Source organism: Bacillus marasmi (assembly GCF_902168435.1).
Classification (GTDB): Bacteria; Bacillota; Bacilli; order Bacillales; family Cytobacillaceae; genus Bacillus_BU; species Bacillus_BU marasmi.
Window position 1 is genome coordinate 360,578 of record NZ_LR656165.1, and the last position, 23,229, is coordinate 383,806.

The 23,229-nt window shown below is 40.9% G+C and carries 23 protein-coding genes and 1 other annotated feature; of the genes, 5 read left to right on the forward strand and 18 right to left on the reverse strand.

Annotation, left to right across the window (positions count from 1 at the left end; genetic code table 11):
- The first annotated feature begins 20 nt into the window (after positions 1–20).
- A complete protein-coding gene (locus FXW34_RS03895) occupies positions 21–242 on the forward strand; it encodes a DeoR family transcriptional regulator (protein ID WP_147532666.1) in 222 nt (73 codons plus the stop codon).
- 95 nt (positions 243–337) lie between these two features.
- On the opposite strand, the gene FXW34_RS03900 is transcribed toward FXW34_RS03895, so the two are convergent.
- Positions 338–1,057 carry a pseudouridine synthase gene (locus tag FXW34_RS03900; RefSeq protein ID WP_147532667.1) on the reverse strand — a complete coding sequence of 240 codons (720 nt, stop codon included), beginning with the start codon at positions 1,055–1,057 and terminating at the stop codon, positions 338–340.
- A gap of 110 nt (positions 1,058–1,167) precedes the next feature.
- Here FXW34_RS03900 and FXW34_RS03905 point away from each other — a divergent pair, with 110 nt between their 5' ends.
- On the forward strand, positions 1,168–1,416 hold the full coding sequence (locus FXW34_RS03905) for a hypothetical protein (RefSeq protein ID WP_342780673.1): 249 nt from the start codon (positions 1,168–1,170) through the stop codon (positions 1,414–1,416).
- Positions 1,417–1,692: 276 nt separating this feature from the next.
- Here the strand turns inward: FXW34_RS03905 and FXW34_RS03910 are convergent, their stop codons facing one another.
- Entirely contained in the window at positions 1,693–3,309 is a 1,617-nt protein-coding gene (locus tag FXW34_RS03910; protein ID WP_147532668.1) for a putative polysaccharide biosynthesis protein, read from the reverse strand.
- Between the two features lie 214 nt (positions 3,310–3,523).
- Between FXW34_RS03910 and FXW34_RS03915 the strand changes: the two genes are divergently transcribed.
- On the forward strand, positions 3,524–4,807 hold the full coding sequence (locus tag FXW34_RS03915) for a BaiN/RdsA family NAD(P)/FAD-dependent oxidoreductase (protein WP_147532669.1): 1,284 nt from the start codon (positions 3,524–3,526) through the stop codon (positions 4,805–4,807).
- A gap of 932 nt (positions 4,808–5,739) precedes the next feature.
- On the opposite strand, the gene FXW34_RS03920 is transcribed toward FXW34_RS03915, so the two are convergent.
- The 14 genes from FXW34_RS03920 to FXW34_RS03985 form a co-directional block, all read right to left on the reverse strand.
- Positions 5,740–5,922, reverse strand: a complete 183-nt coding sequence (locus FXW34_RS03920) for a sporulation protein Cse60 (protein WP_147532670.1) — start codon at positions 5,920–5,922, stop codon at positions 5,740–5,742.
- 375 nt (positions 5,923–6,297) lie between these two features.
- On the reverse strand, positions 6,298–6,606 hold the full coding sequence (locus FXW34_RS03925; RefSeq protein WP_147532671.1) for a rhodanese-like domain-containing protein: 309 nt from the start codon (positions 6,604–6,606) through the stop codon (positions 6,298–6,300).
- Positions 6,607–6,699: 93 nt separating this feature from the next.
- A complete protein-coding gene (leuS, locus tag FXW34_RS03930) occupies positions 6,700–9,114 on the reverse strand; it encodes a leucine--tRNA ligase (protein ID WP_147532672.1) in 2,415 nt (804 codons plus the stop codon).
- A gap of 160 nt (positions 9,115–9,274) precedes the next feature.
- Positions 9,275–9,494, reverse strand: a binding site (T-box leader).
- A gap of 145 nt (positions 9,495–9,639) precedes the next feature.
- A complete protein-coding gene (locus FXW34_RS03935; RefSeq protein WP_147532673.1) occupies positions 9,640–10,830 on the reverse strand; it encodes an MDR family MFS transporter in 1,191 nt (396 codons plus the stop codon).
- A 283-nt stretch (positions 10,831–11,113) separates the two neighbouring features.
- A complete protein-coding gene (locus FXW34_RS03940; protein WP_147532674.1) occupies positions 11,114–12,556 on the reverse strand; it encodes an ammonia-forming cytochrome c nitrite reductase subunit c552 in 1,443 nt (480 codons plus the stop codon).
- On the reverse strand, positions 12,549–13,073 hold the full coding sequence (locus FXW34_RS03945) for a cytochrome c3 family protein (RefSeq protein ID WP_147532675.1): 525 nt from the start codon (positions 13,071–13,073) through the stop codon (positions 12,549–12,551). The genes FXW34_RS03940 and FXW34_RS03945 overlap by 8 nt, the downstream gene beginning before the upstream one ends.
- Before the next feature lie 66 nt (positions 13,074–13,139).
- Positions 13,140–13,643, reverse strand: coding sequence for a TlpA family protein disulfide reductase (locus FXW34_RS03950; RefSeq protein ID WP_147532676.1), 504 nt, complete (start codon positions 13,641–13,643; stop codon positions 13,140–13,142).
- 15 nt (positions 13,644–13,658) lie between these two features.
- Positions 13,659–14,009, reverse strand: a complete 351-nt coding sequence (locus FXW34_RS03955) for a hypothetical protein (RefSeq protein WP_147532677.1) — start codon at positions 14,007–14,009, stop codon at positions 13,659–13,661.
- Positions 14,006–14,371 carry a hypothetical protein gene (locus FXW34_RS03960; protein ID WP_147532678.1) on the reverse strand — a complete coding sequence of 122 codons (366 nt, stop codon included), beginning with the start codon at positions 14,369–14,371 and terminating at the stop codon, positions 14,006–14,008. Before FXW34_RS03960 ends, FXW34_RS03955 begins: the two co-directional genes overlap by 4 nt.
- Before the next feature lie 60 nt (positions 14,372–14,431).
- On the reverse strand, positions 14,432–14,902 hold the full coding sequence (locus tag FXW34_RS03965) for a cytochrome c-type biogenesis protein CcmH (RefSeq protein WP_147532679.1): 471 nt from the start codon (positions 14,900–14,902) through the stop codon (positions 14,432–14,434).
- Positions 14,903–14,906: 4 nt separating this feature from the next.
- Complete coding sequence (locus FXW34_RS03970; protein WP_147532680.1) at positions 14,907–16,886, reverse strand: heme lyase CcmF/NrfE family subunit; 1,980 nt, start codon at positions 16,884–16,886, stop codon at positions 14,907–14,909.
- 103 nt (positions 16,887–16,989) lie between these two features.
- Positions 16,990–17,976, reverse strand: coding sequence for a hypothetical protein (locus FXW34_RS03975; RefSeq protein WP_147532681.1), 987 nt, complete (start codon positions 17,974–17,976; stop codon positions 16,990–16,992).
- A 678-nt stretch (positions 17,977–18,654) separates the two neighbouring features.
- Positions 18,655–18,834 carry a glycogen biosynthesis protein GlgD gene (locus FXW34_RS03980; protein WP_147532682.1) on the reverse strand — a complete coding sequence of 60 codons (180 nt, stop codon included), beginning with the start codon at positions 18,832–18,834 and terminating at the stop codon, positions 18,655–18,657.
- Between the two features lie 7 nt (positions 18,835–18,841).
- The gene (locus tag FXW34_RS03985; protein WP_147532683.1) at positions 18,842–19,114 is read right to left on the reverse strand and encodes a YtzC family protein; all 273 of its coding nucleotides are present in this window, start codon (positions 19,112–19,114) and stop codon (positions 18,842–18,844) included.
- A gap of 197 nt (positions 19,115–19,311) precedes the next feature.
- Between FXW34_RS03985 and mnmL the strand changes: the two genes are divergently transcribed.
- Complete coding sequence (gene mnmL / locus FXW34_RS03990; protein ID WP_147532684.1) at positions 19,312–20,256, forward strand: tRNA modification radical SAM protein MnmL/YtqA; 945 nt, start codon at positions 19,312–19,314, stop codon at positions 20,254–20,256.
- 299 nt (positions 20,257–20,555) lie between these two features.
- Complete coding sequence (gene mnmM / locus FXW34_RS03995) at positions 20,556–21,128, forward strand: tRNA 5-(aminomethyl)-2-thiouridylate-methyltransferase MnmM (protein WP_147532685.1); 573 nt, start codon at positions 20,556–20,558, stop codon at positions 21,126–21,128.
- A 75-nt stretch (positions 21,129–21,203) separates the two neighbouring features.
- Here the strand turns inward: mnmM and FXW34_RS04000 are convergent, their stop codons facing one another.
- Both FXW34_RS04000 and FXW34_RS04005 read right to left on the reverse strand, forming a co-directional pair.
- The gene (locus FXW34_RS04000; protein ID WP_147532734.1) at positions 21,204–22,295 is read right to left on the reverse strand and encodes a tetraprenyl-beta-curcumene synthase family protein; all 1,092 of its coding nucleotides are present in this window, start codon (positions 22,293–22,295) and stop codon (positions 21,204–21,206) included.
- Entirely contained in the window at positions 22,258–23,118 is an 861-nt protein-coding gene (locus tag FXW34_RS04005) for an alpha/beta hydrolase (protein ID WP_147532686.1), read from the reverse strand. The genes FXW34_RS04000 and FXW34_RS04005 overlap by 38 nt, the downstream gene beginning before the upstream one ends.
- Positions 23,119–23,229: the final 111 nt, after the last annotated feature.

The window sequence follows — 23,229 nt, forward strand, 5'->3', positions numbered from 1 at the left end:
AAAGGATAGGGAGTGGTTTTTTGAAACCTTCGACTAACCGGATGCTAAACCGTATCAAATCCATCTATATGTTTATTAAGAAAAATGGGACCGTATCGACACAGGATCTAGTTGAGGAATTTGGAATTACGCCTCGCACGATTCAAAGAGATTTAAATGTTTTGGCTTACAATGACCTAGTAGAAAGTCCCAGCCGCGGCAGATGGACAACAACTCATAAAAAGGTAAAGATATCTTCATAATTAATTGCGGAAACACCGCGATGCGTTGACAAACTATTAACTAAAAAGACAAATAATTTACAAAAAATAGAAATCGTCCATTTGGGCGATTTCTTTTATTCTGGTTTAAAGGTTATGAGTTGTTCAATTTCGTCCTCGGTCAATTCGCGATATTCTCCCAGTTCGAGCTCTTCATCAAGCTTTAAAGGCCCCATCGTCATTCTTTTTAAATAAACAACACGCTTTCCAACTGCCTGAAACATCCGCTTCACCTGATGAAATTTCCCTTCAGTAATCGTCAATTCAATTTCAGATCGAATGCCGCTTTTCAGAATGCTTAATTCCCCAGGCTTTGTAAAATAGCCATCATCCAGCGTGACACCTTTTTTAAAGGCTTCTACATCTTCCTCTGTTACAACACCGTCAATCACCGCATAATACATTTTCGGAACATGTTTTTTCGGTGAAAGCAGCTGGTGTGCCAATTGCCCATCATTCGTTAACAACAGCAATCCTTCCGTATCCTTGTCCAGACGTCCAACCGGAAACGGCTCATAAACCGCATCATTCATTTCCAATAAATCAATTACCGTTTCGTCTCGGGTATCTTCTGTCGCTGAAATCACCCCAGGTGGCTTGTTCATCATTAAATAAATGTATTGGCGATATTCGATCACTTCTCCATTCAGCGTCACTATATCATTGTCAGTGTCGACATGCTGCTTGGCATCTTTAATGACGCCATCGTTGATTTTAACAGCACCAGATTTCAGTAATTGCTTGACTTCTTTTCGACTTCCAAAACCTAGGTTAGCTAACATTTTATCAATTCTCATCTTATCCCTCCTTACATTCTAAAAATTACTTAGGCAATCGCCTATACCAAACCATTCATACCACATAGACTGTTATCATGTTTACCCAATAAATACATGGAGATGATTATATGATGGATTACAGACAACAACAATTCCCGTTCCCTGGTGGCTTTCCTGGTGGTGGCCCCGGAAACGTTGACCGTCGCCTTGACAGACTGGACCGCCGTGTTGACCAGCTTGAAAGACAATTGAATCAATTAGATCGTCGTCTTGACAGAATTGAGCGCCGATTAGGAATTAGAGAAGATCAACAACAACCACAACAAGTACCAGTGCAATATCCACCACAGCTTCCACACCACGGCTATTATTATTAAGGCTTACACTTAGACAGCATGCCCCATTTAATCCATCAACCAACGGATTAAATGGGGCATTATTATTTTGGGGCGAAAATTAATCTTTATTTATATAAGACCGTGTTAATGGACAGTGCTAATTTTTACCGCGTTGATCTTCACTGCAGGCACGTAGACTCCTATGGGAGTAGCTGGCATGGGAGACCCCACAGGCGCAAAGCGCCGAGGAGGCTCCCAGTTAGCCCCATGAACCGCACGTGCCTGAAGTGGAAATCATTCTTATTTTAAAAAATCTTAAAAAGGTAATCTTAGCTTTCTTTTCACAGAATGAGCTCTTTGACCAAACAATAAGTAGACAAGCTTAGACCGATAAGCTAAATAAATATAAATCCCCGCACCCACCAATGCTGTTAGTCCAATAATCACTAACGATTGGAACTTGGAGTCCGGTGATAAAAATAATAAAGATAGTTTAAATGTAAGGAATGCGCCTACTAGCATCGCAAGCGTGAACGCAACAATCAACAATGATCTGCGTACAACAAAACGAAATGGATAGCGAGCAAACTTTTTAATCACAAACAAATTAATCAAGATTGCCGCACTATAGCCTAATGCAGTTGCCATGACTGCTCCGTTTGTTTCAAACAGCTTAATTAACGGGATATTTAAGCTTAATTTTACCAAAAGGCCGACCAAAAGGCTCAAGATCGTAAAGCGCTGTTCATTAATCCCCTGTAGTATCGCTGCTGTAACTGAATATAACGCAAACAGTATCGCTACTGGTGCATAAGCGCGAAGAACTTCTGTTCCTAATTCCTTGTGCTCATAAAAGACGGTATAAACAGGTTCGGCTAACAGCGACAAACCGACAACTGCCGGCAGCGTTAAAAATAGCATCACCTGGAAGGTTTGATTTAACTGACGGAATAATTCCTTGCGATTCTTTTCCACGAACGCCTTCGTTACACTTGGAACAAGCGTTAATGAGAATGCTGTCGCTAAGGAAACTGGTATGATCACCAATTTATGCGATTCGAAGTTCAAGACGCTTAGGGCAAACTCTGTTTCTTTCGCTAGTCCAATTGCAACCATTGCTTTGTTAAACGTTAATTGGTCAATTAATTGAAACAACGGATTAGCAATCCCAACAAATACAAATGGTGCAGCGTAGATGAGTACCTCTTTATAAATTTGCGGCAGTGAAATTTGAACTGTTCCTTTATCTTGTAGTAGCAATTCATCCAAAAATGGCTTTCTTTTAAACCAATACCAAAATAAAACGAATAAACTACCGATGGCGCCAATAAATGCTGCGAATGTCGCAACACTGACAGCAGTTACAAGACTGCCATCCATAATATGTATTACAACAAAAGCCCCCGCTAATACAAAGGCAATCCGCACGATTTGCTCAACAACTGTCGAAACGGCCGATGGCCCCATTGATTGATGTCCTTGGAAAAAACCACGAATCAAGCTCATAAACGGAACGACAATTAACGCAAAGCTAACCGCCCGAATAACTGTAATGACATCCTTTGTACTCGATACTTGATCCTTATCCTCAATGACCATATCAGCCAGCATCGGGGCTGAAAAATATAACACTAAAAAAGCCACAATTCCAGTCGTTAACATGACCACTAAACCAGATTTAAATAGTTTACGCCCAACGGCATATTCCTCAAGTGCATTGTATTTCGCGATAAATTTAGAAACCGCAAGCGGAACCCCTGCAGTTGCAATGCTGATGAAAATGGTATATGGTACGTAGGAATATTGGTACAGGATTGCGCCCTGATAACCAACAATCGCATAAAACGGGATAACATAAAATAAGCCTAACACCTTTGATATTATCGTACCTAATGTGAGAATAAACGTTCCTCTTAAAAGCTTTGACGACATATAATCCCTCTTTACACCGAGAAGCTGTAGCGCCAGAATCCAGTTAGGACAATGGTTGCAGGTGCGCCTGAGCTAGACAGTAATCAATTTTACTATTATTCTTGACAGAAAAAATCACTCTAATTTTGTATTTTATCATAAGTTGTCGAAGACTACGGTGTTTTTTAGTATTTTTTCATATATAAAAAGATTAATTTATGGTTGGTGAAAACAAATGCTATTTGATGTAATTGTAATTGGTGGAGGCCCTTCCGGATTGATGGCGGGAATCGCCGCAGCTGAACAAGGCCGGCAAGTGCTCCTTGTCGATAAAGGCGATAAGCTTGGTCGCAAGCTGGCCATTTCCGGAGGAGGACGCTGCAATGTCACGAACAGACTTCCCGTTGCAGAAATAATTAAGCACATTCCAGGCAATGGTCGATTTTTACATAGTGCCCTTTCTATTTTTAGCAATGAGGATATCATTTCATTTTTTGAAAAGCTTGGAGTTGAGCTAAAGGAAGAAGATCACGGCCGCATGTTCCCGGTTAACGATTCCGCCCAGTCCGTTGTCGATGCCCTGATTCGTCGCCTAGATGAACTCGGAGTCAAACGGTGGACGAATTGCCCGGTTAAGACTGTTGAGTATGATGACGGTGGCGTCGCATCAGTGGTATTGCATAATGGTGAAGTCGTTGAGGCTCGGGCAGTGGTCATTGCTGTTGGTGGAAAATCAGTCCCACATACCGGCTCGACTGGCGATGGCTACGCCTGGGCAAAGAAAGCTGGTCACACGATTACCGAACTTTATCCAACTGAGGTTCCCTTAACCTCAGCTGAACCTTTTATTAAAAGTAAGACATTGCAGGGCTTGTCATTGCGAGAGATTGCTTTAAGTGTATTGAATGCGAAAGGAAAACCGCTGATTACACACAAAATGGATATGATTTTCACTCATTTCGGGGTTAGCGGCCCCGCCGTCCTCCGCTGCAGTCAATACGTTGTTAAAGAAATGAAAAAAACTGGTCTTGGTGAAGTGGTGATGAGCCTTGACGCTGTGCCGGATCGTAATGAAGAAATGTTGTTTCAAGATGTGATGAAAATAGTGAAATCAGAGCCGAAAAAAGCATTAAAAAATAGCTTAAAGGGCATTTTACCAGAACGTTATTTAATGTTTTTACTAGAGCAAAATGAGCTTGATCCGCTTGGTGTGGGTGCGACAATTCCGCATGATAAGATTCGTAGCTTCGTCGCAAGCTGCAAACATTTTCAATTTCGCGTGAACGGAACCCTTCCGCTCGAAAAAGCATTCGTTACCGGCGGTGGCGTGTCAGTTAAAGAAATCGAGCCACAAACGATGGCTTCACGTAAAATGAACGGTCTCTATTTTTGCGGTGAAATCCTCGACATTCATGGCTATACCGGCGGCTACAATATAACCTCCGCGCTAGTAACTGGCCGACTAGCAGGTTTGAACGCTGGGAAATTTGCCGCTTCTTCTGGATGGCAGGCAGAGTAAACACTGGATTACTTTCCGCTTTCTTGTGGTAATAAGTGACCTATTTTTGGATAAAAAGCTATTTGAGGGTACTTAGGCGTTGGTTATTTGCCCTATTTTTGGTAGGAAATCAATTTGAGGGTACTTAGCCCTTCTATGCACCCTCTTTTTTGTTGACCAACAATTTGAGGGTACTTAGGCGTTCTATGTACCCTAATTTTGGTTGACCAACAATTTGAGGGCACTTAGGCATGGTCTATGTACCCTATTTTTGGTTGACCAACAATTTGAGGGCACTTTGCCGTTCTATGTACCCTATTTTTGGTTGGGCGATCAATTTGAGGGCACTTAGGCGTGGTCTATGTACCCTATTTTTGGTTGACCAACAATTTGAGGGTACTTAGCCGTTCTATGTACCCTAATTTTGGTTGGGCGATCAATTTGAGGGCACTTAGGCGTGGTCTATGTACCCTATTTTTGGTTAATCAACAATTTGAGGGTACTTAGGTGTTCTATGTACCCTATTTTTGGTTGACCAACAATTTGAGGGCACTTAGACGTGGTCTATGTACCCTATTTTTGGTTGACCAACAATTTGAGGGCACTTAGGCGTGGTCTATGTACCCTATTTTTGGTTAACCAGCAATTTGAGGGTACATAGCCGTTCTATGTACCCTATTTTTGGTTGACCAGCAATTTGAGGGTACTTTGCCGTTCTATGTACCCTATTTTTGGTTGACCAGCAATTTGAGGGTACTTAGGCATGTTCTATGTACCCTATTTTTGGTTGACCAACAATTTGAGGGCACTTAGGCGTGGTCTATGTACCCTATTTTTGGTTAATCAACAATTTGAGGGTACTTAGCCGTTCTATGTACCCTATTTTTGTTCGGCAATCAATTTGAGGGCACTAAAAACTAACTAAAAAAAGGTATATATGCCTTTCAATGGAACTATGCCCGATAAATTACCATTGCTGAGAAGCAATAAATTTGTTCGTCCTCATCCTCTTGGTAGGCTGCGACATTGTACTTGATGTCGACCAGCTTTTTTTCGTCGAGATCCTCGAGAAACTTATTCATATCATCCTCTAAATCCTTTTCGTGCTCGTAATCGAATACCTTAACTTGTATCACGACAGTCTCCCTCCGAGTTTTAGCACTATTATTGACAATTTTCGGAAAATTTAACATTTCCTTTTGGAAAAATAAAGACTGATTGGTGGTGAATTTATTTTATTTGCCAAAAATAGTCATTTATCCGACGTTTGGAGGCATTTATCCGATGTTTCTTGGCATTTATCCGACGAATTCAAAGGTTTATCCGACGTTTATAGGCATTTATCCGATTTTCGACATAAATCGGCACAAGAGCCGACACGAAAAACAAGCTACCCACTACCAGATACAAGAGCCGACACGCAAACAAGCTACCCTCCAACAAATACGAGCCCACCCACAAAAAAAATCCCGATCCACCACAAAATGGACCGGGATTTTCGTGCAATTAATCTAGAGTACAACTTCGCCTTTCCACTCAAGCATTCCGCCGACCATGTTGCGTACCTTTACGCCATGGTCATGGAGGAACCAGCCAACACTTTCGCTGCGACGGCTTGAACGACAAACAAGGATATATTCCTTGTCATCCTCGAAATGATCCAAATTCATCGCAATATCGCCCATCTTAATGTGCTTTGCGCCTGGAATCATTCCTTGGGCAACCTCTTCATCTTCACGAACGTCAACGATTTCTAATTGTTCGCCCGCTTCGATTTTTTCCTGCAATTCTTCTGGTGTAATAATATTTAATCCTTCCATCCCCAAACTTCCTTTCTATAAAAGGCGGATGATTTGAGCCATCATCCGCCCTAAATATCATAACTAAAGTTATGAACCCCTTTATTTTACATGTTAATTTGCAACAATATTAACTAATTTGCCTGGTACGGCGATGACTTTACGAACCGTTTTGCCATCGATTTGTTCTTTCACCTTGTCATCGTGCATCGCAATTTCTTCTAATGCCTCACGAGTTGCGTCTGAAGGCACGAATAATTTTGCTTTTACTTTACCGTTAATTTGAACGACAATTTCCACTTCGTCATCAACAAGCTTTGCTTCGTCATATGCTGGCCAGCCTTCGTAAGAAAGTGTTCTTTCATGACCAAGTTTTTCCCAAAGCTCTTCAGAAACGTGTGGCGCAATCGGCGCTAGCATTTTAACAAAGCCTTCAGCGAAATGTTTTGGTAAAACTTCAGCTTTATATGCCTCATTAATAAATACCATCATTTGTGAAATAGCTGTATTGAAGCGAAGACCTTCGTAGTCCTCAGTTACCTTCTTAACAGTTTGATGGTAAACCTTTTCTAGAGTAGCGTCTTCACTTTGGACGATTTTTGCACTTAGGTCACCATTGTCCTCAATAAACAAGCGCCAAATTCGATCTAAGAAACGACGAGAACCGTCTAGGCCATTTGTCGACCAAGCAATGGAAGCATCAAGTGGACCCATGAACATTTCGTATAAACGTAATGTATCCGCACCGTGGCTTGTGACGATATCGTCTGGATTGACGACATTACCTTTTGATTTACTCATTTTTTCGTTATTTTCACCAAGAATCATTCCTTGGTTAAATAGCTTTTGGAATGGTTCCTTTGTAGGTACCACACCGATATCATATAGGAATTTGTGCCAGAAACGAGCATACAATAAGTGAAGCACGGCATGCTCCGCTCCACCGATATAAATATCAACAGGCAGCCATTCGTTTAATTTTTCAGCCGAGGCTAACGCATCTTGATTGTTTGGATCGATATAGCGCAAATAGTACCAACAGCTACCAGCCCATTGTGGCATCGTGTTCGTTTCACGACGACCTTTTTTCCCTGTTTCAGGGTCGACAACGTTCACCCAATCAGAGATAATCGCAAGTGGTGATTCGCCTGTTCCGGATGGCTTGATTTCAGTTGTTTTAGGTAGCACTAATGGTAGCTCTTCCTCTGGAACAGCTGACATGGTGCCATCTTCCCAATGGATGATAGGAATTGGTTCGCCCCAATAACGCTGACGGCTGAATAACCAGTCGCGCAAGCGGTAAGTTACCTTCTTTGTACCGATACCTTTTTCCTCTAACCAAGCGATCATGGCAGCAATACCGTCAGTCTTGTTCATTCCATCTAAGAATCCAGAATTAACATGTGGACCATCGCCAGTAAAGGCCTCTTCCGTTACATCGCCACCAGCTAAAACTTCGATAATTGGCAGCTCGAACACTTTAGCAAACTCATAATCTCGTTCGTCATGAGCTGGAACGGCCATAATCGCACCGCTGCCATAGCTCATCAAGACATAATCAGCAATCCAGATTGGCATTTTCGCGTCATTGACTGGATTCACTGCATAAGCTCCTGTGAACACACCTGTTTTTTCTTTTGCTAGATCAGTTCGTTCTAAGTCACTCTTGCTCTTAATTTTATCTAAATAGGCTGCAACCGCGTCGCGTTGTTCTGCAGTCGTAATTTCACTTACTAATGGATGCTCTGGAGCAAGCACACAGTATGTTGCACCAAACAGAGTATCTGGACGAGTTGTGAACACGGTGAAGGATTCACTGTGTCCATCGATTCCAAATGTTACTTCGGCTCCTTCTGAACGGCCAATCCAATTGCGTTGCATTTCTTTAATGCTTTCAGGCCAATCAACCTCTTCAAGATCCTCTAACAAACGATCTGCATAAGCGGTAATGCGAAGCATCCACTGCTTCATCGGACGGCGTTCAACTGGATGACCACCACGTTCGCTTTTTCCATCAATAACTTCTTCATTTGCTAAAACAGTTCCAAGTGCTGGGCACCAGTTTACAGCAACTTCATCAATATAGGCTAAGCCGCGCTTATACAATTGTAAGAAGATCCATTGTGTCCATTTATAATAGTTTGGATCAGTTGTGTTGACTTCACGGTCCCAATCATAGGAAAATCCTAGTGCCTTGATTTGGCGACGGAAATTATCAATATTTTGCTTTGTAAATTCAGCAGGGTCATTGCCTGTGTCAAGTGCATATTGCTCGGCAGGTAGACCAAACGCATCCCAGCCCATTGGGTGCAATACGTTATAGCCTTGCATGCGTTTTAGTCTTGAAAGAATGTCTGTTGCGGTATAGCCTTCTGGGTGTCCAACATGTAAGCCTGCTCCTGAAGGATATGGGAACATGTCTAACGCATAGAATTTGCGTTTTCCCTTTTCTTCGCTTGTTTTAAACGTTTTATTTTCTTCCCAATACGTTTGCCATTTTTTTTCAATCTCCTGATGATTGAAACTCATAGGTTTTTTCCTCCTATTTTCTATATGTATAGTTTTTTTATTTTTGCTGTTTTAATTTGCCGGTTGATTTCCTCTCCAGGCGCTTCACACCAATCAACCTCTTGTAACTCAAATAGTCAACAAATACTATATCAAATTACAAAAAAACCCCTCATCCCAAAATAGGGACGAGAGGTCTGATTATATCTCCCGCGGTACCACCCACATTAGTGTATACACACTCACTTCATACATCCTTAACGCGGAGAACGGCAAGTACTACTAATCTTTCACACCTGCGACTCGAAGGCGAGTTCATGAAGGGCCTGATTGACTTGCACCAAACGTCAACTCTCTAAAGCAGGCTTACTAGCATTACTACTCCTTGTCCATGTCTTTAATCAAACTATAACGCTATTGTATAAAATTTCCCTTTCACATGCAAGTCTTGTCAAGCTAGCATCTAAAAAGGTACTACATATTGTATGCTGGGCACCAGGATACGTGCGCCACACAGTCTTTATTTTTCCAGAAAAATAATGATTATTAAGATGCTTTCACGGAGATTTCGGTATTCTTAATAATTTTTCTATCAAAAACAAAAGTACTAATTAATGAAAGTAAAAATAACCCCATCATCACAATAAAAAGTGTATGCATATCATAAAAATCAACTAGCATTCCACCGATAATAGGACCAAGCATTCTTCCACCTGTTGCAGCACTATTGGCGATTCCCTGAAAAAATCCTTCCCTACCAGGAGGTGCCAATTTGTCTGCAATCGTCGGCACGGCTGGCCATACGAGCATTTCTCCAATTGTCATGATTACCATTGCGATGGCAAATCCCGAAAAGTTGCTTGCTTCGGATGCAATCCAAAAGGCTAAGGCAAAAATAATCGTGCCAATCACGATTTGTGACTTTACTGTTTTCGCAAACACTATCACCAGTCTGTTCAATAATGGTTGACCTAATACAATTAACGCCCCATTAATCGTCCATAAATAGCTATATTGTCTTAAGCTGATTCCCATTTCTTGAGTATATGGAGCAACAGTTGCTTGCCATTGACTGTAACCAATCCAGCAGAGCAGGTATCCGAAGCATAGAATGAGTAATGCCGTTAACTTCGGATTAACATTGCGAATTGAGGTTGTACGAGCCTCTTTCACTTCAGAAACAGCTTGCGGACGATCCATCCCTTTATAGCCAAACACGGCTATTACTAGAAACACTACATACAAGACAGCGTTGGCAATGAAAATCCACTGAAATGAAATGGCCGCCACCATTCCACCAAAAGCAGAACCAACAGCGACTCCTAAATTTGAAGCCACGTAAATCGCGTTAAAAGCCCTTCTGCCACCTTCCTTCCAGACAGATCCCGCCATCGCGTACATCGAAGGAAAAATCATCCCTGTGCCAAAACCGATAATCGTTAGAAAAATAACATAATGAGGCCAGGTATTCCAAAAGGTCAAACCGATAAGAGCTATTAAAGTTAACACAATTCCTGATAAAATCGAGCGGTACCCGCCGAGGCGATCGAATAGTCGACCACCGAGCAAATTACCGATGACACTTGCTCCCGAATTTAACATTAAAACAATGCCTGCCACTGTTAAGGACTTATCTAAATGTTCATGAATATATATCGAGTTTAACGGCCATAAAAATGAAGCACCCGTGACATTAACCGCCATCCCGATTACTAACAACCAAACTGCGCGTGGCATAACTATTTCCCCTTCATATGAAAAGCGCAAGCACAAAAATGCTTACGCTGAACGTCAATGTTTTTATATTAAAATAATATTATTCCTTTTCATTGTGCTTGGCAATAGCTTTTCTTACCGTCATAATCTTCAGTTAATCAGTGACTTTTTCCATTGACGAAACGTCATGAATTTGTCACAATTACTGCATATGAAGTGTCTAGCACAAGCTCCAAGGAGCTTCTGCTTTTCTCATAAGAAAACACCAGGTAACCGCCATTACCTAGTGTTTTCGATAACGATATTATTTTTTTGCAGCTGGTGCTGCAGCAGGCTGTTGACCTGGGAAGTAAGAATTAATTGCATGATCTTTCTTTTTCTTATGATCAGTTTCGCCAAAGACAGCCTGTTTTGCTTTTTCAATTTCTCCATCTAATTCTTCAAGGCTAACACCTTTTTTCACTAACTCTTCTGTTGCAATCTTGATTGCTTTATTTGATTCAGTGATTGATGTCTTTAAAGAATCCATAGATCCTTGTGGATTGTGGAATCCAGCAGAGTTTTCCGCCGCAATAATATCCCAGAACCATTGACCTTTACGAACATGATTTTGTGCTTCTTTAATCTTATCTGCACTTACTCCAGAAATAATCATTTTATTTACATAGTAGTGTGCTTCTGTTGAAATGTCTTGTGCTTCATGTAAAGCAGAAACGTTTGTTTCTTGAATTTCTTCAACTGTTGCTTTTAATTCTTCAAGATCGCGGTTTGTATGACATGTTCCGCAAGAAGTATCCATTGTCTTAAGTGGTGAAGTCCAATAGTGAGAGCTAATTTTCTTCTTGCCGTCTGCACGCTCGTAAGGCATATGACAGTCTGCGCAAGTTACGCCAGCTTTACCGTGTGGACCTGACATATGTGTTTCAAACTCTGGATGCTGAGATTTTAATGTTGGTGTACCAGAAACGTTGTGAATCCAGTCTTTTTCAAAGCCTTCTGCTTTAGCAGTAGTTTCATAGTATTCATACATGTCTTCAGGTTTAAATCCATTATCCCAAGGATATGTTACTTCACTATTTGTAGCGTCGAAGTAGTACTCTACGTGACACTGACCACATACATAGTTACGCATGTCATTCTTTGTAGGGTTTGATAGATCATAGCCTGCTGATTCCATAGCTTTTGTAAAGCTAGGACGTGTTACACGTAAATCCATTGTTTCAGGGTCATGGCAGTCAGAACATCCGATTGGTGAGTGACCCATGCTTTCTGCTTTAGGCCAAATTTCACTGTTGAAGTTTCCTCCCCAGTAATCATCGCCCATTTCTTCAATCATATGTGGAACTGCTGTAGATTTACATGTTAAACATGAACCTACTGATTTATCATTAATACGAGCGATCGCACGAATATCTTCGTTTGCATAAATATGGCCACGCTCTTCATTATATTCAGTCGCAAATCCATATCCATTAAATAGGACTGGTAGTAATGGCTCTTTATCTTCTTCATACTTGCTTCGTTTTTCAGAACCACCGAATTTTGTATCTTCCATTTTTTCGTTCTTTTTGTAGCTGTCATATTGAAGCGGGAATAAATCCTTAAACGCCTCATTACTAATTTCATCTTTTGCTAAGCCAGTTTTTAACTCTTCAGCATTCTTTGTATTTTCAGCCCCTGAGCAGCCAGCAATTAGCATAATGACAGCGACTAGGCTGATATAGACCCAATGTAGTTTCCTAGCCATTGTTTATAGAACCTCCCTTATCTTCTAATAACTCTCCCGGTTTTGGTGCTTTGTAGAAATCTTCTGTTTTAAAGCCTTTTCCATGCGGTACTGATTGATGACACTTAATACAGCTTTCTTTTACATCATGAGAAACATTATCTAAAGTGCTTGAATGGCAACTCACGCAGTTTGAATTGATCGCTTCCTCTGAACCTTGAGTTGGATGTAGGACCTCTGGGATTTTTGATTCCCCTAAACTATTAAAGTAAACGTGTCCAATCCCTGATTTAGCTTTGAATGTATATTTACTAACTAAGGAATCGTGTGGTAAGTGGCAATCAGCACACGCTAATTCAGCATGAGTAGAATCTACGAATGAATCATAAACATTGTTCATGATATGACAGCTCTTACAAAACTCCGCAGAATCTGTATACGCTAATGTTTTCGCAGTGACCACCGACGCGATAATCCCAACAAACAAACCAATAACCAGCAGCAAGCGTTTATCAATTGCCAGCAACTTTTTCAACATGTTTTTCACCTCCCCAGAAATTTAAAAAATATCTATTAAAACACTTAAAAGGTGCTCTAACCAAAGTTATTGAAGCTTTTCTATCATCTCTATTAATTTCTTTTTCGTCGTCGGTCCAGAGAACCGCTCGCGTATGATTCCTTTTTCATCGATAATAATCGTTTCTGGCTGACCAACCACATTGTAGGACTTTGCGGCTTCCTCTTTCGTATCAAGCAAGTATGTTAGCTTCGAACCATTTTCGTTAATATATTTGTTTACGCGTTTACTAGTTTCGCCTTTTGCTAAAATCAATAATTTGGCATCGTGATATTCAGTACCAAATGCTTCTAACTCAGGTGCTTCCTCAATGCACGGATCACACCAGGTTGTAAAGTAATTCAGAACAACCATTTCGCCTTTAAAATCAGACAGTTTGACTTCATTACCAGATGTATCCTTCAAGGTAAAATCTGGAGCTATATTGCCAACTTCTGCTGTGGATGCCTTTCCATTTAAACCTTTTAAAAGCAAACCAATGAAGATTGCCGCAATGAGCACTACCATCAATTGCATCAATTTCTTTTTCAAAACCAACACCACCTTTTAGGTGTAATAAGCTAAATCAAGATTCACCTTATCCAAATGCTTTTTATATTCACCCAGCTTTATTTCATACTTTTCAGCAGTCAACTCGCCAACTAGCTTTTGATTTTCTAGTTCTGCAATCTTTCTTTCGATGATTTGTTTTCTTGTTAACAAATGCTGAAACTGCTCTTCCTCCTGATTCCTCACTGGAGCGATATCAGCAGTCTTACTGCGTTTTATAAAGAACAGAGCAATGCCGACAAGTGCTAATATGATGAGCACCCAATGCGGATTCAACAGTTGCAAGCCTGGTGTATTAAACCAAAATCTAATCAACCACTCTGGATGAAATGGAGGTAATTGTGTCATCCGGCATGCCTGCCTTTCTTTTTCCGAATTTCTTGAAGCTCAAGTATGATATCCTCATCAAGATAAGGGGCTTCGACTAATTCATTACGAACCTGCTTTTCTTCCATGCTTAAATATTCAGCAGCCATGATTTGATAGCGCTGTTTCATTTCCTGAAAGTCAGCTTGGGTAATTTTTTTCATTAAATAGTCCATTTCCAATTCGTTTACAGCTGCATAGATTAATTCAATTGACATTTCCTGTTCCTGATCAATTAATGACTGGCTAATCGCTACCTCCCGCTTAAAGAAGGGAGCAGCCATAAAATAAAAGCAAATCATCGCAACCATGGAACCAACAATCAAATATACGTAGTCTGTCATGATGTCCCTCCTTCGCGATCATCGGGCTTTGAATTCATATCGGATGTGTAAAGCTTTCCACTAAAAGAATTTGCGTCGTTCTTCATCCATTGTTCGCTCAAAGATTTCCCGATCAGTATCGCTTTGCCATATCAATTGTTCGTCAGGCTTTTTCGTTGTTTTCAAAGTTAGCTTTCGGACCCAGATGACGATTATGGTTACCCCTACAACCAATCCTATTGCTGGCATGAGCCATGCTAATAGCCCTGTTAAATCACTTCCGGGTGTCCTTAAGGCTGCTTGCCCATATTCATCGACATAGGATTGAATGATCGCCTCTTGTGATTGACCGTCATTCAGCATATCGACTACTTCTTCGTAATAAACCTTTTTCACACTGCAGGTTGAAAGCTCATGGTCAGCATGACCTTGCATGTCCAATTGATCGATTACCCAGTGAAATTCATCAGAATTAACACTGTATGCTGCAAACACGAGCGTCGGTATACTTATGAACATGAGTAAAGTTACGATTAAGATTTTTTGCTTCAAGTCATCACGCCCCTTCCGCCTGCTTTACTGGCTTGAGGTTTAAGCGATGGAGGGTTGTTTTTCCTCCGATTAAGGCCACCGCGATTCCAAATACCATGATGATTCCGCCAGCCCAAATCCAGCTGACAAATGGATTTACTTTTACTAAAAATGTTGCTTTGTCACGGCTTTCCCAGGAACTTAATACGAGGTATAAATCCTCTTTCCAATTCGTTTTGATTTCTACCTCTGTTGATGGTTCTTCCCAGTTGGCAAAGAAAATCTTTTCAGGTTTGATTTTTCCGATCGATTTCCCTTGATATTTCACTGATAAATCGGCATGAACAATATCATTACCCCTATCGGAATTCTCGGATAGACCGTTGAAAAGAAGCTCATATTCACCGATTTTGAAGCTTTCTCCTTTATTAATAGTTTTCAACACTTCATCGGAGTATGCATGTGAGGAAATGACTCCAACTGCTAAAATCGCAATTCCGATGTGGACTAAATAGCCGCCATAGCGCCGTTGATTCTTAAACGTCAAGCGAATGATTGCTGTGAAAAGTCCTTCTTTTGTTGCCTTTTTCCGTGCCCGAACGCCTCGGTAAAATTCCTGAATATGTGTGAGAATCATAAACACGCAAGAGGATAGGCCGATAATCGCGAACGCTCCACTTATCCCGTAAACGACAAGTCCTAACGCAAATAGTACAGATGCAACAAGTGGTGCAAGCATATTTTTTAGGAATCGGTCTAATGCTGCTTTTTGCCAAGCGATAAGTGGACAAATCGCCATCAGAATGATTAGACCCAATAATATCGGAGCCATCACCTTATTAAAATAAGGAGCGCCAACGTTGACCTTTGTACCTGTTACCGCTTCTGAAATAAGCGGGTACATCGTGCCCCATAACACCGCAAAGGCTGCAACTATCAGAATTAAGTTATTCAGCAAAAAGCTGCTTTCCTTTGAAAAATAAGACTGGAACGGGCTGCTTTCCCTTTTTATCAACTGGTATCGGCTCATGACGATATACAGAGATAGCAAGGTCATAAACGATAAGAAGATGATAAAGTATGTTCCAAGGTTTGTATCACTAAAGGCATGCACACTGGTTAAAATTCCGCTTCGTACTAAGAAGGTTCCAAACAGAGTTAATAAGTACGAAATGACAATCAAGCTGATGTTCCATGTACGCAGCATGTTTTTTCGCTCTTGTATCATAACTGAGTGCAAGAACGCCGAGGCTGTTAGCCATGGTAAGAAGGAGGCATTTTCAACCGGATCCCAGGCCCAATATCCACCCCAGCCAAGCTCTAAGTAAGCCCACCAGCCACCGATGATATTACCAAGCGTTAGGAATAACCATGCTGTTAAGGTCCAGCGTCTCGTTAATTTAATCCACTCGGCATCCATTCGCTTCATGATTAAGGCAGCAATTCCGTATGCAAATGGTACGGCAAGCCCAACATAACCTAAGTAAAGCGTCACCGGATGAAGAACCATGCCTGGATTTTGCAGCATTGGGTTTAACCCCTTGCCATCTGGTGGAATTTTATCGGTCATCTCAAACGGATTCACACTGAAGATCAAGACGATAAAGAAGAAAAGAATGTTTAGCATTAAGATGCTTGATACATATGGGATCATATCGTTCTTTTTCTTTGTTAATACAACCATTCCGGCATAGACTGCGAGAAGGAAAACCCACAGTAATAATGATCCTGCATTACCAGCCCAAAACGCCGTTAGCTTATAAATCATTGGTAGTTCAAGATTTGTGTAGGCTGCAACATATTTATATTGAAACTGGCTTGTTCCGAGTAGATAAAGGAGCAGGAATGCTGCGATACTCGCTACAAAGGTAACCGACAATACTCCTGCCTTGGCACTATCTAACCATTTTGGACTCTGCTTTTTTATTCCAATAAAATTGGCGATTAAAGCATATAAGGAGATGATCATTCCAAGATATAATGAAAGATTTCCTAATATATACATACTTGGCACCTGCCTGTCGTTTTAGAGTAAATCTAACTGAGTTATGAAGTGGACTGGACAGATTCGGGATGCTCCAAGTAATGCTTGCAATGAGTATTGGCTACTATTTCGCCAGCTTTTGCAGCAGTTCTTGATATTCTTCTTCTGTAATGCTGCCTTCGAGAAGCATACTTCTAAGACGCTTTTTCTTTTTATCAAGGTCAGCTTGTCCTACATCAACAGTTTGTTTTTGCTTTTTGTTTTTTGCATCTTTTTTGGTTTGGTTCCCTCTTTTTTTGAGGATAATGATGATCGCAGCGGCAATCACGATGCAAACGCCACTAATCACGCCGATAATAATCCCAATCGGAAGTGTTTCATTATCCTTCGCAACACCTTTAGCTGCCGTCTGGTTACCCATTTCGTTCATAATATCCATAGTCGTTTTCGTTTCAGTGCGATCATACTTTAAGGTGTATTCCTTCACATCACCAGGCTTCATTCCCTGGTACTGGTACATAAACATGTTCATTCCATAACCATTTTCTTGATGAGATTCCGCAGCTGGAGTTAGGCTAAAGCTCTCCGTCTTTAATGGCTCTAAGAATAAAACGCGAACCATTCCAATGTCAGCAAAGCTTTCAAATTTGTAGCTCAACGTATGATTGTCTTTGTTAACCTTAATGTCGTTTGTGTAATACTCGATTACAAATTTATATAGCTCACCTGGTTGAACCTCTTCAGTTGTTGTCCAGGCAATTGTGCCTTTGTTTTTATCAATTTCGTATTCAATTTCATACATATTGGTTTGATCACGGTTATAATCCGCTACATAACCAATTTTGAAATCCTTCGCTTTTAGTGGTAGCGGAATTTCAATTTGTCCTTTTTGTGGCTTGTCGCTGTTATTGATCAATGTTCCATGTAATCCTACTAATAGCGGCGATTGATCCATCTTTTTATCTTCTGGATGGAAGGAATACTCTGGCATCACTTGAATCGAGAGCTCTTCCATTTTTAGTACTGGTTCGTTTGTATTGGCAAAAGCAATGTTTGGGAGAATGAGCATTAAACAGGTTATAACTAATAAAGCAACCTTTTGTTTTCGCATCGTTGTCTTCCTTTCTGAACAGACGTTGTCGGTCATTTATTTAATGATTATGTTCTTGTCCATCATTATTTTTACTTGGTTCAAACAGTGAACTGTTTTTTAGTTCTACCTTATTTAACGATTTTTCAAGTTCTCCATCTGTGACGTACTTCACACATTTTTTTCAAGTTCGTTACTACTTTGTGAACACGAATTAACACTGTTGTTGTAGTGTTTTCTGAGTTGTCGTTTCGTTGGGCTCATATCTATTCACTCATCCAATTCACTTATCAATTTTAATTGCTGTATTTTGAACTCATGGAAGGCTCATGAGGTCATTTCTTCAAATTTCTTGGTCCGTTTTGAACTCATGAAAGGCTCATGAGTTCATTTCTTCAAATTTCTTGGTCCGTTTTGAACTCATGAAAGGCTCATGAGGTCATTTTTTCAAATTTCTCGGCACGTTTTGAACTCATGAAAGGCTCATGAGGTCATTTCTTCAAATTTCTCGGCACGTTTTGAACTCATGAAAGGCTCATGGGGTCATTTCTTCAATTTTCTCGGCATGTTTTGAACTCATGGATGGCTCATGAGGTCATTTCTTCAAATTCCTTGGTCCGTTTTGAACTCATGATTGAAATAGATATGGCCCATTCCACAATAAAAGCCTCACCATTTAGATGAGGCCGTTAACAGTTCCTATCGTGATTGCTTCGGTTCGGGGTGGAATTTTGATTTTACGGGTTGCCCACCGGATTTTTCGTATTTTTTCTTTGATTCCTTAACGGGGTCGTAGTCAGTTCCAAGCTCTAGATCCTGATTATTTATACCATTTCGTGTTTTTTGTTCTGGGTTATTTTGTTTAGAACGCTTTTTCATTCTTTTTTCACTCCCCAAAATGATCGAGTAAGGTCATTGAATTTTGAAGCTGTTGAATTTGCAGCCTCATCCGATGGAGCTCGTCACGTTGCTGCCCATTGGCGCTTCTTGCCATATCAGCCAATTCATTATAAGCTCCCTCTAGTCTTTGCATGGCATCAGTATAGCTGTCGTTATGATAATGATTTTGCTTGCTTGCTACACTGTATTGGTCCTCTGCATATTTAATGACTTCTTCACATTTATGAATAAATTCATCCATTGATTGACGAGTAGCCATTGGCTTTCCCCCTTTTATTATCCTCACGAAGCAATTGCTTCTTTAATTATTTTGTTCACAAATCGATATCCTAACACGAAAGAAAGCGTTCAATTCCTTCCAATTCAAACAACGGCTTGGATAACTCTCGTTCTTCGTGATACAATCTTTTTTGAATCAATTCGAACAAAGCAAGTTTAATAAAGGAGGAATCTGAAATGATTCAGACAAACCCCTTTCCATATGCAACGGACGCTAAACGTTACCATACATGGAATTACCATTTACGGCAAACCTTCGGACATAAGGTTTTTAAAATCGCCCTTGATGGTGGCTTCGATTGTCCTAATCGGGATGGCACTGTAGCCCATGGCGGCTGCACCTTCTGTAGCGCGGCGGGCTCAGGTGATTATGCCGGCAATCGTGCCGAAGACCTCGATGTTCAATTTGCAAAAATTAAAACAAAAATGCACGAAAAGTGGAAAGACGGCAAATACATGGCCTATTTTCAAGCCTTTACAAACACCCATGCTCCGGTTGAGGTATTGAAGGAAAAATTCGAAAAGGTTTTACAACAGGAAGGTGTTGTCGGGCTTTCAATTGCTACAAGACCTGATTGCTTACCTGACGATGTTGTGGAATATTTGGCTGATTTGAATAAAAGAACGTACTTATGGGTTGAAATCGGGTTGCAAACTGTTCATGAACGAACAGCACTACTCATCAATCGAGCCCATGATTTCCAGACATATGTTGAAGGGGTAAATAAACTCCGAAAGCACGGGATTCGTGTTTGCAGCCACATCATTAATGGTCTGCCACTTGAAACACCACAAATGATGATGGAAACGGCACAAGCTGTAGCTAATCTAGATGTGCAAGGAATTAAAATTCACCTGCTCCATTTACTAAAAGGAACACCGATGGTCAAGCAATACGAAAAAGGGATGCTTGAATTTCTAACATTCGATGATTATGTGAAATTAGTATGTGATCAATTAGAAATTTTACCCCCAGAAATGATCATCCACCGCATTACTGGAGATGGACCGATTGATTTAATGATTGGACCAATGTGGAGCGTCAATAAGTGGGAAGTATTAAATGCCATTGATACCGAATTGCTACGCCGCAACAGCTGGCAAGGTAAATTTTATCAATAAAAGCGGAAGCGCCTTGCTCAGGGGCGACAGGAAAGGTCCGCCCTGCAGGAAATCCTGATTTCCGGAAGGGATTGTAGGAAAAGTGAAAGTGGCTCGTTCAGGAGCGACGTGCGTAAGACGAATCACGCAAGAGATGATAATCTCTGGAGGGATTTGGCTTATGTACTCAGCTCCTAGCCACTTTCACTAGACAAACTTGTGACCCCGAGCCCCTAGGCCGCTTGCGCTAGACAATAATCTTAATTCAGAATTACTTACTTTCTTTACCGATAAGGAAAGAATTAAGGGAGAGTAACGAAATGAAGCTTGAACGGATATTACCCTTTGCCCGTCATCTATTGGAACAAGCAGTTGGTCACGGTGACATCGCCGTCGATGGAACGCTTGGCAACGGACATGACACAAAATTTTTAGCTGAGCTCGTCGGTGATACAGGAATGGTGTTTGGATTCGATATCCAAAAGGAAGCGCTTGAGGCTACCACCGCTCGATTACAAGAGAGTAACCTCCATGAACGAGTGATGCTGTTTCATAAAGGTCACGAAGAAACTCTTCAATCTATTCCACCACATTATCACGGCCAGGTTCGTGGGGCGATTTTTAATCTTGGCTATTTACCTGGTGGAGATAAATCGATAGTGACGACCGCGGCTACAACAATTGCTGCCGTTGAACAGCTGCTTGACATCATGGCTCCTGAAGGGATTATCGTCCTTGTGATATATCAAGGGCACGAAGAAGGTGCGCTAGAACGGGATGAATTGCTTCAATACGTGAAAGGGATTGATCAACAGCAAGCCCACGTGTTGCAATACCAATTCATTAACCAAGTGAACAATCCTCCGTTTATTATTGCCATTGAAAAAAGATAAGAAAAGCGCAAGGCGCCTGAGCTAGACAATAAAATAGGCTTATGCTAATGGGATACACCCACGCATAAGCCTTTTTCACATAAAGGACCTTAGTATTGCTGTTGGTTTCCATTTTTCAACCCTTCGAAAAATCAAGCCATTAACGTAGAAGAAATAACTTACTCCCCCACCGGCTCGGATAATCTCTTTCGCCAACTTTTGAACCCCTTTTTGCTTTGAAACCTTTTCATCAGATAAATACATGCCGAGCAAGCCGCGATTAATTAACTGATGAAACCGTTGATTCGGAAGCTTTACAGTGTGCCTGTCAGCTTCCAGCAAGAAATGCTTTAATCGATTAAACAAGCTTTGATTATTTTCATAGTAAAAACAAAAATTTAAATCGCCACCTTCGCGATCTTCTTCTTGGTCAATAAAATAATCGAGCAAAATATGCAGGCCTTGAATGTATGGAAAATAGCCATTGCGAATTTTTTCCGCATGAGATGATTCAAAATCATCGCGCAGTCCGTAGGAAATTAAACAAAAAATTCCTAGCGTTGAGCCGGTACAAGCAGAAAATTCATACCATTCCATATTCGGAACATAGTTTTGATAGCGCTGAAACCAATTCTTAAGGCGCGGAATTCGTTCTGCGACCTCAACATGCTTATGAATTTGCAAATCACAATAGTACTCACATAGCTCCAGTAAATAATTTTTGATTTTTTCATAATGAGCTAATTCCTGTAAAATACTTCGACACACAGCAGCTAATTCTTCCAAATAACCGCCATCATCTTGGTCGCTTCGATAACGATAATAGTTTCTAGGCTCCGGATTTAACATAAGTGCATCCTTCATTGATTCATGTAACGCAGCAAAATCCAACGGGTCAAGCGATGTACTTCGATCACAAAGATTATCTAAATAATCACTAATTGTTTGGTATGCGACGATAAAACGAATGGCTTTATCGCGATTACGTGACGCTAGCAGTGAAAAAATCGCTCCACCTTGGCAATGAAATGTTTTGGATTCAATGCTGGCCAATGCTTGCTTACGAAGCTCTGGATTCGGAATTTCCTCGGCTCGTTTTTTCCAATAATTCAATTGCTGCTGAACCATCGGAAAAACTCTCCAGTAGACTTTAGACATCAAGCTGATTGGCTGTGTTGGAATCTTCATTGACCTCATCAATGTCCTCCTTTATATAATAGCCAATCACTTTTAACTGACTATTAACAAAATCCTTCGCATATTCAAAAACATCCTCACGCTCAGGCTCGTTAAAGATTTCATGATAGCATTGATTCCATTCCTTAAACCGCTTTTCTGAAAGCGGCACCTGATTAAACCATTCACGTACACTTTGCTTGTTAACAATTTTATCATCGCCCCCCTGCATCACCAGCATTGGGACATCGGGCAATTTTTTGATATTCGTATATGCGAGCTTCATCGCCTCGACGAGCTCCCGATACCAACGGACTGACACCTTTGTGACGTATAAGGTATCGTTTAAATCCGCGTCGCGAACATCCTGATTTCTTGTGGCGAGTTCAACTGTGATACCTGAATTCATCCTCAGTTCGGGATAGATGACGTTCATGGCAACCCCCAGAGCATTTAACCATTTTGGAGGATAGTTCACCAGTCCGAAGCAAGGCGAGGAAAGAATCACCCCAGCAACCTTCAAGTGTTCCTCCTGAAGCAAGCGCACGGCAATCAAGCCTCCCATACTGTGTCCAAGTATAAATACCGGTAGCTCAAATTGATAGGCGGCTTGAATCCAATCCTTTACCTCTATTATATAATCGTCAAACAATTCAATATGACCTCTTCTTGACCTGGTCGTCATCCCCTGTCCAGGCAGGTCTCCCATGATGACATGAAATCCAGAAGAACGCCACATTTGAATGAGCCACCCGTAGCGACGGTGATGCTCCATAGCTCCGTGAATCATCACGATGACTGCCTTTGCTTCTCCCTCTGCTTCCCATTTCCACATATATATATCCTCCGTTTTAACAAAAAATACCCTTTACCCTCTATGTCAATCGACATTTTTTTGAATATTCAAGTAAAAACCTTTGACAAACTGCCCAATGATTTGGCTAAA

What these genes read in the sequence shown, in the direction of transcription:
- FXW34_RS03900 (WP_147532667.1), bottom strand. Translation starts at nt 1,057, where the DNA reads ATGAGAATTGATAAAATGTTAGCTAACCTAGGTTTTGGAAGTCGAAAA.
- FXW34_RS03905 (WP_342780673.1), top strand. Translation starts at nt 1,168, where the DNA reads ATGATGGATTACAGACAACAACAATTCCCGTTCCCTGGTGGCTTTCCT.
- FXW34_RS03910 (WP_147532668.1), bottom strand. Translation starts at nt 3,309, where the DNA reads ATGTCGTCAAAGCTTTTAAGAGGAACGTTTATTCTCACATTAGGTACG.
- FXW34_RS03915 (WP_147532669.1), top strand. Translation starts at nt 3,524, where the DNA reads ATGCTATTTGATGTAATTGTAATTGGTGGAGGCCCTTCCGGATTGATG.
- FXW34_RS03925 (WP_147532671.1), bottom strand. Translation starts at nt 6,606, where the DNA reads ATGGAAGGATTAAATATTATTACACCAGAAGAATTGCAGGAAAAAATC.
- leuS (WP_147532672.1), bottom strand. Translation starts at nt 9,114, where the DNA reads ATGAGTTTCAATCATCAGGAGATTGAAAAAAAATGGCAAACGTATTGG.
- FXW34_RS03935 (WP_147532673.1), bottom strand. Translation starts at nt 10,830, where the DNA reads ATGCCACGCGCAGTTTGGTTGTTAGTAATCGGGATGGCGGTTAATGTC.
- FXW34_RS03940 (WP_147532674.1), bottom strand. Translation starts at nt 12,556, where the DNA reads ATGGCTAGGAAACTACATTGGGTCTATATCAGCCTAGTCGCTGTCATT.
- FXW34_RS03945 (WP_147532675.1), bottom strand. Translation starts at nt 13,073, where the DNA reads ATGTTGAAAAAGTTGCTGGCAATTGATAAACGCTTGCTGCTGGTTATT.
- FXW34_RS03955 (WP_147532677.1), bottom strand. Translation starts at nt 14,009, where the DNA reads ATGACACAATTACCTCCATTTCATCCAGAGTGGTTGATTAGATTTTGG.
- FXW34_RS03960 (WP_147532678.1), bottom strand. Translation starts at nt 14,371, where the DNA reads ATGACAGACTACGTATATTTGATTGTTGGTTCCATGGTTGCGATGATT.
- FXW34_RS03970 (WP_147532680.1), bottom strand. Translation starts at nt 16,886, where the DNA reads ATGTATATATTAGGAAATCTTTCATTATATCTTGGAATGATCATCTCC.
- FXW34_RS03975 (WP_147532681.1), bottom strand. Translation starts at nt 17,976, where the DNA reads ATGCGAAAACAAAAGGTTGCTTTATTAGTTATAACCTGTTTAATGCTC.
- FXW34_RS03980 (WP_147532682.1), bottom strand. Translation starts at nt 18,834, where the DNA reads ATGAAAAAGCGTTCTAAACAAAATAACCCAGAACAAAAAACACGAAAT.
- FXW34_RS03985 (WP_147532683.1), bottom strand. Translation starts at nt 19,114, where the DNA reads ATGGCTACTCGTCAATCAATGGATGAATTTATTCATAAATGTGAAGAA.
- mnmL (WP_147532684.1), top strand. Translation starts at nt 19,312, where the DNA reads ATGATTCAGACAAACCCCTTTCCATATGCAACGGACGCTAAACGTTAC.
- mnmM (WP_147532685.1), top strand. Translation starts at nt 20,556, where the DNA reads ATGAAGCTTGAACGGATATTACCCTTTGCCCGTCATCTATTGGAACAA.
- FXW34_RS04000 (WP_147532734.1), bottom strand. Translation starts at nt 22,295, where the DNA reads ATGAAGATTCCAACACAGCCAATCAGCTTGATGTCTAAAGTCTACTGG.
- FXW34_RS04005 (WP_147532686.1), bottom strand. Translation starts at nt 23,118, where the DNA reads ATGTGGAAATGGGAAGCAGAGGGAGAAGCAAAGGCAGTCATCGTGATG.